The organism is Paenibacillus shenyangensis (assembly GCF_000346635.1).
GTDB lineage: Bacteria > Bacillota > Bacilli > Paenibacillales > Paenibacillaceae > Saccharibacillus > Saccharibacillus dauci.
This window is the reverse complement of the sequence record NZ_AOIG01000010.1, coordinates 162,651-175,602: the sequence shown is the minus strand read 5'-3', so window position 1 is coordinate 175,602 and position 12,952 is coordinate 162,651. Positions and strand designations below refer to the sequence as shown.

The 12,952-nt window shown below is 48.1% G+C and carries 13 protein-coding genes; 1 reads left to right on the top strand and 12 read right to left on the bottom strand.

What is annotated here, in order from left to right; translation table 11 throughout:
• Window positions 1-48: 48 nt before the first annotated feature.
• From tatC to H065_RS25685, 5 genes are all read right to left on the bottom strand, one after another.
• The gene (gene tatC, locus H065_RS0109725; RefSeq protein ID WP_017812861.1) at window positions 49-804 is read right to left on the bottom strand and encodes a twin-arginine translocase subunit TatC; all 756 of its coding nucleotides are present in this window, start codon (window positions 802-804) and stop codon (window positions 49-51) included.
• A 200-nt stretch (window positions 805-1,004) separates the two neighbouring features.
• Entirely contained in the window at window positions 1,005-1,238 is a 234-nt protein-coding gene (locus H065_RS0109720; RefSeq protein ID WP_017812860.1) for a twin-arginine translocase TatA/TatE family subunit, read from the bottom strand.
• Between the two features lie 202 nt (window positions 1,239-1,440).
• The gene (locus tag H065_RS0109715) at window positions 1,441-1,938 is read right to left on the bottom strand and encodes a MogA/MoaB family molybdenum cofactor biosynthesis protein (protein WP_017812859.1); all 498 of its coding nucleotides are present in this window, start codon (window positions 1,936-1,938) and stop codon (window positions 1,441-1,443) included.
• Window positions 1,939-2,002: 64 nt separating this feature from the next.
• A complete protein-coding gene (gene moaC / locus H065_RS0109710) occupies window positions 2,003-2,524 on the bottom strand; it encodes a cyclic pyranopterin monophosphate synthase MoaC (RefSeq protein ID WP_017812858.1) in 522 nt (173 codons plus the stop codon).
• 16 nt (window positions 2,525-2,540) lie between these two features.
• Window positions 2,541-3,170, bottom strand: coding sequence for a 5-formyltetrahydrofolate cyclo-ligase (locus tag H065_RS25685; protein ID WP_017812857.1), 630 nt, complete (start codon window positions 3,168-3,170; stop codon window positions 2,541-2,543).
• A gap of 404 nt (window positions 3,171-3,574) precedes the next feature.
• Here H065_RS25685 and H065_RS0109700 point away from each other — a divergent pair, with 404 nt between their 5' ends.
• Window positions 3,575-5,518 carry an ABC-F family ATP-binding cassette domain-containing protein gene (locus tag H065_RS0109700; RefSeq protein WP_017812856.1) on the top strand — a complete coding sequence of 648 codons (1,944 nt, stop codon included), beginning with the start codon at window positions 3,575-3,577 and terminating at the stop codon, window positions 5,516-5,518.
• A 592-nt stretch (window positions 5,519-6,110) separates the two neighbouring features.
• Here H065_RS0109700 and tsaD read toward each other — a convergent pair.
• From tsaD to H065_RS0109665, 7 genes are all read right to left on the bottom strand, one after another.
• Window positions 6,111-7,172, bottom strand: a complete 1,062-nt coding sequence (tsaD, locus tag H065_RS0109695) for a tRNA (adenosine(37)-N6)-threonylcarbamoyltransferase complex transferase subunit TsaD (protein WP_017812855.1) — start codon at window positions 7,170-7,172, stop codon at window positions 6,111-6,113.
• On the bottom strand, window positions 7,169-7,639 hold the full coding sequence (gene rimI / locus H065_RS0109690; protein WP_051058711.1) for a ribosomal protein S18-alanine N-acetyltransferase: 471 nt from the start codon (window positions 7,637-7,639) through the stop codon (window positions 7,169-7,171). The genes tsaD and rimI overlap by 4 nt, the downstream gene beginning before the upstream one ends.
• 65 nt (window positions 7,640-7,704) lie before the next feature.
• Entirely contained in the window at window positions 7,705-8,535 is an 831-nt protein-coding gene (gene tsaB, locus H065_RS0109685) for a tRNA (adenosine(37)-N6)-threonylcarbamoyltransferase complex dimerization subunit type 1 TsaB (protein WP_238557925.1), read from the bottom strand.
• An 8-nt stretch (window positions 8,536-8,543) separates the two neighbouring features.
• Entirely contained in the window at window positions 8,544-9,038 is a 495-nt protein-coding gene (gene tsaE / locus H065_RS0109680; RefSeq protein ID WP_017812852.1) for a tRNA (adenosine(37)-N6)-threonylcarbamoyltransferase complex ATPase subunit type 1 TsaE, read from the bottom strand.
• Between the two features lie 211 nt (window positions 9,039-9,249).
• Window positions 9,250-10,680, bottom strand: coding sequence for a cardiolipin synthase (gene cls, locus H065_RS0109675; protein WP_017812851.1), 1,431 nt, complete (start codon window positions 10,678-10,680; stop codon window positions 9,250-9,252).
• Between the two features lie 294 nt (window positions 10,681-10,974).
• Complete coding sequence (locus H065_RS0109670) at window positions 10,975-11,751, bottom strand: ABC transporter permease (RefSeq protein ID WP_017812850.1); 777 nt, start codon at window positions 11,749-11,751, stop codon at window positions 10,975-10,977.
• Window positions 11,744-12,679 (bottom strand): ABC transporter ATP-binding protein, encoded by a 936-nt coding sequence (locus H065_RS0109665; protein ID WP_036629730.1) that lies wholly within the window; start codon window positions 12,677-12,679, stop codon window positions 11,744-11,746. Before H065_RS0109665 ends, H065_RS0109670 begins: the two co-directional genes overlap by 8 nt.
• Window positions 12,680-12,952 lie beyond the last annotated feature (273 nt).

The window sequence follows — 12,952 nt, the reverse complement described above, 5'->3', positions numbered from 1 at the left end:
TCGCCTGATGGGAAGGCTTCCCCTTTTACAGAATACTTGTCATTATAATTAGATTTCTTCCAGCAGTCGCTCGGCATCTCTGCGCTGCTGTCTGCGATAGACGACTTTGGCCAAAATGACGCTTAGTTCATACAATATCAGTAATGGAATAGCGACCAATGTATCCGAGATAAAGTCTGGTGGCGTAATAACAACTGCTACAAATACCAATACAAAATAAGCCGGTTTGCGTATTTTGGAGAGTAATGCCGGTGTCAGAATACGGATCGTTGTCAGGAACATGACGATAATCGGCAGTTCGAACAATCCCGCTACAGGAAATACAATGTTCGACATAAAGGTAAAGTACTGTACTACACCATACGTTTCTTCCAGTCCCATACTGCTTGTTACCTGAGAGGTAAACGCAAGAGCCATCGGAAAAATTATATAATAGGCAAACAGCACTCCCAGCAGAAACATAACAAATACAAACGGAATATACTTGCGCGCTGCCCTTCGTTCATGCGGCAGCAGCCCCGGACTGACAAATGCCCACAATTGATAAACTGCACAAGGCAGTGTCAGTGCAATAGCAACGACCATAGCGATCTTCATATACAGTCCAATGCCATCCCAGAACGAGAATACATGGAATACCAGCTGACGGGCAGTCTCTGCGGCAACCAGGTACTGATAGACAGGCTGGGCCACCAGCAGGCCGGCAATCAGACCCAAAAACAGCACGGCAATTACAATAATCAACCGCCGCCTGAGTTCGGTAAGATGATCAACGAGGGACATATCTTTTTCGGAATTAAACAATGGGGTTCCTCCATTCAATGCCATATCTCCAGTCAACCTCGGACCGATCATCCAGGCGGATTGACTTGGAAAAGAAAATCCCTTCCACCGGGGAAGGGATTCGGAACATGGCCGATACAGCGATTCTCATTCTCCGTCCAGAGGTGAGCGGCTTACAGCTCCGTCTATATTCAGCCAGGATGTGGCTTTAACTGCGTAGATTAACGTTTCTCTTCCGTGCGTACTTCCGGTACCACTTCGGCACTCTGGATCGAATCGGCATGAACTTTGGCCGTCTTATCCTCATCCTTCATCATATCGCGTGTACCTTCCTTGAATTCACGGAACGTTCGGCCTACAGCACGACCCAGTTCGGGCAGCTTGTTGGGGCCAAATAAAATCAGCGCAAGAATGATTAACAAAATAAAACCGGTAGGACCAATTGAACTAAACATGTGGAACTCCTCCTTCATTCTCCAACGGGAACAGGCCTGTTGTTCTCCTATCATAGCATAGCTACGCATTTCAATTCATTATTGGATTACATTACCACGACAAAAAACACAATTTCTCATGACGAAAAATTGCGATAGTCCTGTAGGAGTTCCATAACTTCTATATTTTCACAATTAGCTTTGCTGTGAAATATACATCCGTTTATCGCTCATCATTCGGACTGTATTGTCCGGTAATCATCAGCAGCGCTTCCGGCAACTGGTCCATAATGGCTGCCAGGTGCTCATGTACGCCTTTGGGAGAACCCGGCAGATTAACGATCAGGCTACGCTCGCGAATCCCGCAGATCCCGCGAAACAACATGGCTGAACGGTTTTTCTGCATTACGGTAGCGCGCATGGCTTCTGCCATTCCGGGTACTTCACGCTGAATCACACGGCGCGTTGCTTCCGGCGTCACATCACGCTGGGCCAGCTCTGTTCCACCTGTTGTCAGAATTAGATCGGCGTTAAAATATTCTGTCATTTCAATTAATGCAGCAATAATCTCATCCGGTTCATCCGGTACCACACGATATTCTACAATCTTGCCGCCCAGTTCTTCTTCTACCAGTTCACGGATGACCTGTGCGCTTGTATCTTCACGCTCTCCACGTGCTCCTTTATCGCTGGCTGTGAGAATAGCCGTTCTCCAAACCATACGCTCACCCTCCCTATCTCTATGCCAATCCATATTCTGTATTTTATTGATCTGTACAGGATATCTATGAATCTATCGTATAGTCTCCACTTTTGCCTCCGCTTTTGGAGAGCAGCAGTGTTGGACCGATAATCATATCTTTTTGCAGCGCCTTGCACATATCGTAGACGGTCAGAGCGACTGCCGAAGCGGCTGTGAGTGCTTCCATTTCCACACCGGTTTTGCCTTCGGTCTTCACCTCTACTTCGATATGCAGCTCATCCCGGCCATTATCCTCAAAGGTAACATTAATACCGGTAAGCGGTAGCGGATGACACATTGGAATCCAGTCCGATGTACGCTTGGCAGCCTGAATACCTGCTACCTGCGCAACAGCCAGTACATCTCCCTTGCCAATCTGGCCCGCTTTGATAGCTGCCAGTGTATCCGGCTTCATGATAACACGAGTAGAAGCAACCGCTTTTCTTACCGAACTTTCCTTGCCGGAAATATCGACCATGCGCGCCCGACCCTGCTCATTGAAATGGGTCAGCTTGCCCGAAGATACCGGTAATCCTTCATATTCTTCATTTTCCCGATGGCTCATTGTATCCCAACTTTCCCTAAACCTGCTGCTTCGTATACCGATATCCCGAAGCGGTAAATAAAATATCAATCCGAAAATCATGCGACTCCATTGGAATAGAAGGCATGATCTGCGTTTCAAAAGCAAAAGCCCCCAATAATGGACGCTGTTTGGACGATACTGTTAACTTGTGCATAAAACGATCATAGTATCCGCCACCATAACCGATCCGGCTGCCCTGTAAGTCATATCCCAGCCCAGGAACAATAACCAGATCAATCTCCTGCCATTGTTCCTGCGGAAAAGCAGGTAATCCTTCACTCGGTTCCGGAATGCCATAAGCACCTGGCTGTACATCGGTAATCGAATCAATACGATGCAGATGGAAAATACCTTTATGATGAAGATCAATACGCGGTACCAGTACTGTATCTCCCTGCTGCCAACAATACTCCAGTAGCGGAAGCGTATCCGGTTCATCCCGATAAGCCAGATAACTGAATATGGTTAATGTGGATGAGTCGTTTGCAGTACGTAACTGTTCTATATATGACTGAGCGGCAGTACAGATGTCTGCCGATTCTTTGATTCTCTGTGCAGGGTCCATATTCAGACGCCGCTTTTTAAGCTGCTTGCGCAAAAGAGATTTTCCGGATTCTAAATTCACCAGCTACCTCCTCCTGCAGATCAGGCTGCTTGACCGGATGGTAGGCCTGAGTCACTCATATTGACAGTGTAACACTTTCCTGTCAAAAAACCAATTTCACTTTGCATCATTTACAGTATCGTAACCATCTGCTGTACAAGGAATAAGCCATGCAAAATAACGCGGTTTCATGTACACTGAATAGGATGGTCTAAGACCGATCCCGGCTGCTTCCTGCATGATGAGAAGCAAGCTCTTTTATAATAAGGATATAATCTTCTTTGCCATAACAAAAACGGCAGACAGTGGAAGAACCCGATACTCTTCCGAAAGTGATCAATCATTGAATGTTCCACATGCTGTTTCTGTCTCTGATTACATTAAGTTCGTGTCCGGCACTCCGGCACTTGGAAGGATGATAATAGATGCTATTACAAGCAAGCGGAATTACCAAACTATATGGAATTACCCCCATTCTGGATGGGATTAACCTGCAAATTGAGGAAAGAGAACGTATTGGTCTGGTCGGTGTAAACGGGGCCGGCAAATCAACTCTGCTCAAAATACTGGCTGGTGAAATGTCCTACGACAGCGGTCAGGTATTTCGCAGCAAAGAATTGACGCTGGGCTACCTGGCACAGAACAGCGGACTGCATCACGGCAGTACGATCGGTGAAGAAATGCGCTCGGTATACGCTGATCTGATCGATACCGAGCAGGAGCTGCGCACCATGGAGCAGCAGATTGCCGATCCGGATCGCATGGCAGATGAAAAAGCCTATGCCGATCTGCTGGAGCGTTATGCCCAGCGATCGGATTGGTTCCGCGAACGCGGCGGATATGAGATGGAGACACGTATTCGCAGTATTCTGCACGGAATGGGCTTTGCCGAATTCTCCCAGGACACTCCCGTATCCACACTCAGCGGCGGTCAGAAAACCCGGCTGGCTCTGGCCCGCATCCTGCTGCAGGCACCCGATCTGCTGATGCTCGATGAGCCTACCAACCATTTGGATCTGGATACGCTGGCCTGGCTGGAAGATTATCTACGTGCCTATTCCGGCGCTCTGCTGGTCGTCTCTCATGACCGCTATTTCCTCGACCGTCTGGTAACGGGCATCGTCGAGATTGAACGCCACCGCTCCAAACGGTACACGGGCAACTATAGCCGCTATATCGATATCAAAGCAGCGGAATACGAGACAGCCGTCAAACAATTCGATAAACAGCAGGATGAAATCGCCAAAATGGAAGAATTTATCCAGAAAAATATCGTACGTGCCTCAACTACCAAACGTGCACAGAGCCGCCGACGGGCACTGGAGAAAATGGATCGTATGGATCGTCCTGCGGGTGATCTCAAAAAAGCCAGCTTCTCCTTTACAGCTTCTGTCGTATCGGGTAAAGATGTGCTACGCGTGAATAATCTGACCTTGTCCTATGAAGACAAACAGCGTCTGTTCGAGCCGATTTCCTTTGAATTATGGCGTGGAGATATGGTTGCACTAATCGGTCCCAATGGTACCGGCAAGACCACTCTGCTCAAATCCCTGATCGGTAATCATCCTCCCGATGCAGGCAAGATCGAATGGGGCGCCAAAACCAAGATTGGTTACTATGACCAGGAACAGGGGCATCTGAATCCGAATAATACCGTACTTGAAGAAGTATGGGGCAATTTCCCTCATCTGGAAGAGGTTCGTATCCGTACAGTGCTTGGCAACTTCCTGTTCAGCGGTGAAGATGTACTCAAAAAAGTATCTGCACTTAGCGGGGGCGAGAAAGCCCGAGTCTCCCTGACCAAACTAATGCTGCTTGAAGCCAATGTACTTATTCTCGATGAGCCGACCAACCATCTGGATCTAATGAGCAAGGAAGTACTGGAATCGGCATTAATGGATTATGAAGGCACGCTGCTATTCATTTCCCATGACCGTTATTTCCTTAATAAAATGGCAGAACGCATTCTGGAACTGCGTCCGGATGGATTGACTACTTATCTCGGTAACTTTGATGATTATACGGCCAAAAAGCAGGAACTGAAGGAGCTCGCTGAAGAAGCTGCTGCTGCTGTGCAAGCCAAGTCGGCTGCGACGGCTGCTGCTTCCGGTATAGCTGTACCTGCCAATTCTTATGAAGAAGGCAAACAAGCCAAACGGGAAGAACGCAACCGCAAGCGTCGGCTGGAGCAGTTGGAAGTTGATATCGCCGGCTGGGAAGAACGAATTTCCGAACTGGAAGAGCAGCTTACGTTACCTGAGGTGTATCAGGACTATGAAGCCGTGCAATCCCGTCAAGAAGAGATTGCACGTCATCAGCAGGCACTGGAAGATGCCTATGAAGAATGGGAACTGCTCGCAGCCGAGTAGGTTGCTGTCAAGAGCTGTCCACGAATTTGTAAAATATATATACTTTTTGTAAGAAAGAGCGTTTGGATTTGTAAACAGGTTTATCCACAGTTAGGCAGGGTTATCAACGGAAAATATTGGATGTTACTATTCGATTTTTGCTTATAAATCGCCACTTTCTGATTTTATCCATATTTATCCACTGAGTTATGCACATTGTCCACAGATTTGATAATAATTCCAGTTATATTCTATCCCCTGTTTCAGATTTAAAGAAAAGGTTAATGCAACGCCTTATTTCAATCTTATACACAAATTGCAGGGGATATGTGGATAAACTTGTTAACATCTTGACAGGCACGACTGCTCATGCTGTGTAATGTAAAATCCATTATTTTCCATTTATTGATTGTTTGAAGTGACTTATTATCCAATTGGCATCCATTAAGTAAAACATTCTATTATAAAAAGGCTGTTCCCTGGAGTATCATTGCTTCCGGGAACAGCCTTTTATGTGTTCGTAATTTGACCAGATGTATAATCTTGCTATCTAACTGGCATATCTATACTTGTTCTGCGACTGCCTGTAATAGCTGTACAATCACTTTTTGAATCAACCGAGCTGTGGCGAACTTGCGACCGACCATTTTTCCAAAGACATGGACGGATCACCCTTGATATCCAGTTCGGAAAATTCTCCATGTTTCCATTTGAGATAAGCAGCAGCACCAATCATGGCTGCATTATCGGTACAGTACTCAAATGGTGGAATCAGCAGCTCAATCTGCTCGCGTTCACATCGCTCGGTAAGCGTTTTGCGCAGTCCTTTGTTGACCGCTACGCCGCCGCACAGCAGCAGCTGACGTACACCGTAGGCACGCACAGCACGAATAGCCTTTTCCACCAATACTTCTACGACGGCTTCCTGGAATCCACGGGCAATCTCGGCCGTCATCGGCTCTTCTCCGCGCATCTTCTTCTGGTTCACTACATTCAGTACCGCTGATTTGAGACCACTCAGGCTAAAATCATATGATCCCGGCTCCAGCCAGACACGCGGCAGATCAACAGCAGAAGCTGCTTCCATTGCCAGATTGTCTACATAAGGACCCCCAGGATAAGGGAACCCGAGTGCGCGCGCCACCTTGTCATACGCTTCGCCCACAGCATCATCACGGGTGCTGCCGATCAGCTTGAACTGACCTTCGCCCTCCAGCAATACCAGCTCGGTATGACCTCCTGATACGACCAGAGCCAGCGATGGATACTGTATGTCTGCTACCAGATTGTTCGCATAAATATGACCGGCGATATGATGCGTACCGATCAGCGGTTTGTCCAGCGCAAAAGCCAAACTTTTGGCCGCCATAATCCCTACCAGCAGCGCACCGACAAGTCCCGGTCCTTCGGTTACGGCTACAGCGGAGATATCCTGCAGAGACAATCCCGATTCGTTGATCGCTTCCTCAATCATCAGTGTAATACTCTCCACATGCTTGCGGGAAGCCACTTCCGGAACAACACCGCCAAATGCCTTGTGCGTCTCGATCTGGCTGGATACCAGATTGGACAATACCTTTTTACCGTTTTGTACAATAGCTACCGAGGTCTCGTCGCAGCTCGTCTCGACCGCCAGAATATTGCACACCTGCTGCTGGTGCTCCTGCTTTATCATGAATAATCCACGCTTCCTTCCATATTTCCATGCTCCCCTTGCTGCGGAAGCTCACACCACATAATCAGTGCATCCTCATTATTGTCCGAATAGTATCCCTTACGTACCCCTGCATCTACAAAACCAAGCTTGCGGTACAGATTCTGGGCTGGCTCATTCGTGACGCGAACTTCCAGCGTCATCCGTACCATTCCGAGTTCTACTGCCCATTCCATCAGCCGGAGCAGCAGCATCTGTCCCAATTTGCGACCACGGCATGATTCGCGGATCGCTATATTGGTCACATGGGCTTCATCCATAATCGTCCACATCCCTGCATAGCCAACAATGATACCCTCCAGTTCAATTACCAGATAACGGGCAAAATGGTTCATCGTCAGCTCATTGCGGAATGCTTCTTCGGTCCACGGAAGAGTAAATGCCTCATGTTCAATTTCCATAATTTTCGTAATATCTTCGATCGTCATCCTGCGAAGAGCCGGTTGCTCCTCACGAGGGCTGAATAGTGATTCCACAGCTGCACTTCCTCTCTCTAGGAATGACGCAGCAGATTGGCTTCCGCCTCCGACAGCTGCGTGTAATTGGGTAACAAGGTATGCACAGGGTCATTCTGTCCGGCGAGCAGACGCGCGGCGCCAATCTGTCCGGCACGCTGCGCTTCGAGACTGCTGGCACGGATCTGCAGACGCTCTCCTACAATCGTGCGCAGCTGTTCTGCACGTTCGGTATGGGCTGCTGTCTCTCCAACAATCAGGATACGCTGTGGACGCTCGATTTCCGGCAGGGATTGATAGTATTCACCCATGCGCTGCATCCATTCATCCATCAAGATAATCCGGTCATCCTGTAACTGCTGCGGCAATTGCTGTTCTGCACTAATCTGAAAAAGACCAGTATAGACCTGCGCACGCCGGGCATCGATCAATGGAATGATCCAGTCCAGTCCAGATGCCATCTCGGCAAAGGAAGACGGCTGTGCTTCATGATCTGCCGACTGCGTTGTATCTGTCTCTTCCCTTTCGGCACGAGCATGATAACCGCTCCATGCCAGCGCAGCCAGACTCGAGAAGCCTGCAACAGGAAGCTGAAGCGTCCATGCCAGTGTCTTGGCCGTCGTCACAGCAATCCGGATTCCCGTATATGAACCGGGACCGATCCCTACTGCAATTCCATCCAGCTGATGACGCTCCGTACCTGTCTGCGCCATGAGCGTAGTAATACTGTCCATCAAGCCTACCGAGTGATTGCGATCGGCATTACTGCTATGAGCAGCCAGTACCTGTTCATCTTCCATAATGGCTACAGCCTGCGCAGCCGTAGCCGTATCCAAAACCAAAAACCGCTTGCGCGGTTGTCTGTTCATTTCATTCATCAATTGTCACTGACTCCATTCTGTATGAGCTCCTGGCACCATGCGGCATAGGGTTCGCCATAACCGGTGCAGGCAATTGTACGACTGTCATCCTCATTTACGGTAATCTGGATAGCCAGCCGCTCTTCGGGTAGCAGATCCTCGATTCGGCTTGACCACTCGACCAGCGTCGCACCTTCTCCAAAAAAATATTCATCCAATCCCAGATCAGCTGCTTCCGGCTCACTGATCCGGTATACATCCATATGGTAAAAGGGCATACGTCCCTCATACTCTTTGATAATGGTAAAAGTAGGGCTGTTCACCATGCCCGAAACTTCCAGATGGCGAGCAAATGCTTTGGAAAAATGCGTCTTGCCGGCTCCCAGATCACCATCAAGTGTAATCATCGTCCCCGGTATGGCACGCTGTGCCAGAAAAGCAGCCAGTTGCTCTGTCTCCTTCAGATGATGGCTCCGGTATTCGTAGTAATGTTGCGGCTTCTGATTCGCCATGAGTGCCTCCGTTGCAAATAGTCGCAAATTCCTGCGGCTATTCTGCTTTCTATCAATAATCTTGTACCGGCACAGCCGATAATCCTACTTTATCGCAAAAAAATCTCTGCAACATGCAGGCTGTTACAGAGATTATATCATATTCCACTGCTGCTTAGGCCGGTCTGTTCCTTTTTGTATCAGGGTTATCTTGTTCATGAATCCGGCTGTCCTACAAAAGAGGCGACAGCATGCGTGACAAAGTCTCCATAGTCTTCTGTACCCGGGAACGACGGATAAATTCATGATAATTGATTCGGCTGCTTTCCTTCAGATCCCGATTGAAATCCTCCATCAGCCGCTCGATCGTCTCCTGTTCAAACAAAATGGCAGACAGCTCGAAATTGCTATAAAAGCTGCGCATATCCATATTGGCTGTACCGACCGACGCAAGCAGATCATCGATAATCATTACTTTGGCATGAACGAATCCTTTTTCATACTGGTGAATCCGTACGCCGACTCTCATCAGTTCCTCGATATAAGAGAGGGATGCGTATTGAACAATCTGGGAATCGGATATTTTGGGAATAATAATATCCACTTCTACCCCGCTGACCGCAGCTGTCTTGATCGCTGCATAAATACTCTGATCCGGGATAAAATACGGCGTTGTGATACAGATACGCCGCTTGGCTACAGCCAGCGCACTGAAACACATCTCCTGGATGGCATTCCAGTTACGATCCGGACCGCTGGCTACGATCAATGCCCGTTCTTGTCCGGCACACTGATGCTCGGGGAAATAGACCGGATCGGTGATCCGCTGACCGGAGGCAAACTCCCAGTCTTCCAGAAACACAATCTGTAAAAAGTAAACCGTATCCCCGCGAACTTCCAGGTGCGTATCCCGCCAGTATCCCAGACTGGAGTACAGTCCAAGGTAATCATCACCGATATTCAGTCCGCCGATAAAACCGACCTCTCCATCGATAACGAGAATTTTGCGGTGATTACGGTAATTGACTTCACGCTGAATAAACGAAGTAAACGGTGGCAAAAAGAAGTGGAATTCTACACCGGCAGCTTTGAGCTTTTTGACAAATTTGTGCTTGAGATGATAACTGCCCAGTCCATCGCACATCATCCGTACTTTGACACCGGACTGTGCTTTGCGGATCAGCACTTCGGTAAATTCCCGGCCAATCATATCATCGCGGAAAATGTAGAACTGGATGTGTATATGATGCTGAGCCTGTTCCAGTGCCTTGAGCATTGCCGTAAAAGTCGGCTTGCCATCGGTCAGCACTTCGATCTGGCTGCATGAAGTGATTGGATTCTCGGTCAGATGGGACAGCAGCGAGAACAATCGTCCTTGCGCCAGAAATTCTTCATTGCCCATATCCTCGGCCGAGCGGATAACAGCGGCTTGCTTCCAGAGCCGACTGCGTACTTCACGGAAAATAATCGTTCCTTTTTTACGGATCGTTCTGCGGCTCCGATAGTTGCGTGCCACAAAGTAATACACGATAAACCCGATAAAAGGAACGCAAAAGGAAATAAACATCCAGGCGACCGCTTTGGTCGGTGAACGGAACTCCAGTACCAGAATCGTACCTATCTGGGAAATAAATATAATGCACAAAATAAACAACCAGATCATGCTGCGCTTCCTTTCCGGCTAAATAGAAATGGTATACAAACCGTATCATATCAGATGCTGTACTTATTTAGCGACAATTGTACTGTTATCCATATAACCACAGCATCCCCCAACTGATTCACTCCAGACCCTTGTAAAATATTCCATATGACACCTTTGCTAATTTGGCTTAATGAAAAGAGCTGCATCCGGCAGTTGGTAGCATCAGCAAAACGCCCTTCCGGCAGGAAGGACGCGCAGTATTGCTATTCAGGATAGGGTCGATCTCATTATTCTCATGCTGAGACCATATTATCAAGCCTTTACATCCCGTTTGGTAAATGACCACCAGGAGATAAGCATAAAGATTACAAAGTATACAGCCAGTACCATCAGCGACCAACCAATGGAAGTTACGCCAAACAATCCGTTGGGGTCTTTCATGTACTGGGTCAGATCCAGATTCGTCGGCAGGAAAATCTTGACGATCCAGTAATCCTTAGGCTGCAGAAAAGCATGAAGCAGCGGCGTAATGATATTGCCTGCAAAATAAAGCAGAATCGCCAGCGTAATCGCTAAAGCTGTTGAGCGAAACAGAGCAGACAGCATAAAGGCAAAAGAAGTCAGTAAAAGCGCACGAATGTAATTATACAGCAAAAGCAAGAACAAACTGCCTTCACTATCACCAAACAATGCAGAAGACGATGAAGGAAACAGCATATACGATATTACGCTAATCACCAGCAGGAACAGCAGTGTCAATACGAGAGTGAACAGAGCAACCGACAGGAACTTGGAGCAGAGAATCTTCCAGCGCTTCCAAGGGCGAATCAGCAGCAGCTTGATCGTTCCCGTAGCAAACTCCCCTGCTACCGAATCCGAGGCAATAATAAGCGAGAACAGAATAACCAGAAAATACATTGTAAAAGACTGCTCAATCGCCTGATGAGCACCCAGCGAATATCCGCCCATATGCATAAGCAATAACATTGTTGGCGAAATAACGACCAGGAAGATCAGCAAAATCCAGGTAGAGACGCGCAGATAGATTTTCAGCGTTTCATTCCAGACCAACTGTACAAAATCACTCATGACGCTCCCCCTCTCTCGTCATCGCGAGGAACTGGTCTTCCAGCGTCTCCCGGATCGGAGTAATACTGTAGACAGCAATACCGTTGTTGACCAGCAGTGCATTTAGCCGGGCAATATCCTGACGATCCGCAGCAATCGTCCAGCTGCTACCGCTGACCAGTCCGCCTCCACTCAGCTGTGCAGCAAGCTCCGGCTGATCGGTCTCAAAGCGTATCATCATCTTGACTCCAGCTTCATCTGCTGAGGTAGTCGAAGCATCCAGATGCCTTACATCTACCAGACGACCACCGTTGATCACGGCAACTGTATCACACATCAGCTCCATTTCGGATAATAAATGACTGGAGACGAAGACAGTCGTGCCTTCTTGCCGACTGAGCGCGCGCAAGTAGTCACGTAGTTCCCGGATTCCCTGCGGGTCCAGACCGTTCGTTGGTTCATCCAGCACCAGTAGACGTGGACGATGCAGCAGCGCCTGTGCTACACCCAGACGCTGACGCATCCCGAGAGAGTAGGTGCTGACTTTGTCATAAATACGATTGCCCAGACCGACAAACTGTACCACTTCGCTGATTCGCTGCTTGTCGACACCCGGTGACATTCGTGCATATTGCATCAGATTCTGATATCCGCTCATGTATTTGTACATTTCCGGATTCTCAACAATGGCTCCGACTTTGGCAATGGCTTCCTCAAAGTGGGTACGGATATTCTGACCTTCGATCAGTATATCGCCAGATGTTATCGACATCAGTCCAACCAACATCCGAATAGTAGTCGTCTTACCCGAACCGTTGGGACCGAGAAATCCGAATACGCGCCCCCGAGGTACATCAAGCGTCAGATTATCGATAATCGTTTTGGAACCAATCTTTTTGGTAACACCGCGAAATTGTACGACTGGCAGCTCACTTCCTGCAGGCAGAATCGCATCCAGACGGGGACTACTGTCCATATGATCAGCTGACTTCACATTGGCTGAGGGTACAGAAGACGACGAAGATGTCTCTGTGCCGGAAGTATTCTTTGTTGATGAATGATCCATAAGGTAAAGCTCCTTTCTGACTGTATATTCAATGTGATGCTAATTGATTGCTTGGTACTCCATAGTGTAATTCACTGTTGTCTGCTGTCCTATTTCCTGTACTGTAATTCCCTTTTGTCTGGCATTCTATGTATGGTATTGGTGAACTGCCATTCC

What these genes read in the sequence shown, in the direction of transcription:
- cls (WP_017812851.1), bottom strand. Translation starts at nt 10,680, where the DNA reads ATGATCTGGTTGTTTATTTTGTGCATTATATTTATTTCCCAGATAGGT.
- H065_RS0109720 (WP_017812860.1), bottom strand. Translation starts at nt 1,238, where the DNA reads ATGTTTAGTTCAATTGGTCCTACCGGTTTTATTTTGTTAATCATTCTT.
- H065_RS0109715 (WP_017812859.1), bottom strand. Translation starts at nt 1,938, where the DNA reads ATGGTTTGGAGAACGGCTATTCTCACAGCCAGCGATAAAGGAGCACGT.
- H065_RS0109700 (WP_017812856.1), top strand. Translation starts at nt 3,575, where the DNA reads ATGCTATTACAAGCAAGCGGAATTACCAAACTATATGGAATTACCCCC.
- tsaE (WP_017812852.1), bottom strand. Translation starts at nt 9,038, where the DNA reads ATGGCGAATCAGAAGCCGCAACATTACTACGAATACCGGAGCCATCAT.
- H065_RS0109670 (WP_017812850.1), bottom strand. Translation starts at nt 11,751, where the DNA reads ATGAGTGATTTTGTACAGTTGGTCTGGAATGAAACGCTGAAAATCTAT.
- tsaB (WP_238557925.1), bottom strand. Translation starts at nt 8,535, where the DNA reads ATGAACAGACAACCGCGCAAGCGGTTTTTGGTTTTGGATACGGCTACG.
- rimI (WP_051058711.1), bottom strand. Translation starts at nt 7,639, where the DNA reads ATGACGATCGAAGATATTACGAAAATTATGGAAATTGAACATGAGGCA.
- moaC (WP_017812858.1), bottom strand. Translation starts at nt 2,524, where the DNA reads ATGAGCCATCGGGAAAATGAAGAATATGAAGGATTACCGGTATCTTCG.
- tsaD (WP_017812855.1), bottom strand. Translation starts at nt 7,172, where the DNA reads ATGATAAAGCAGGAGCACCAGCAGCAGGTGTGCAATATTCTGGCGGTC.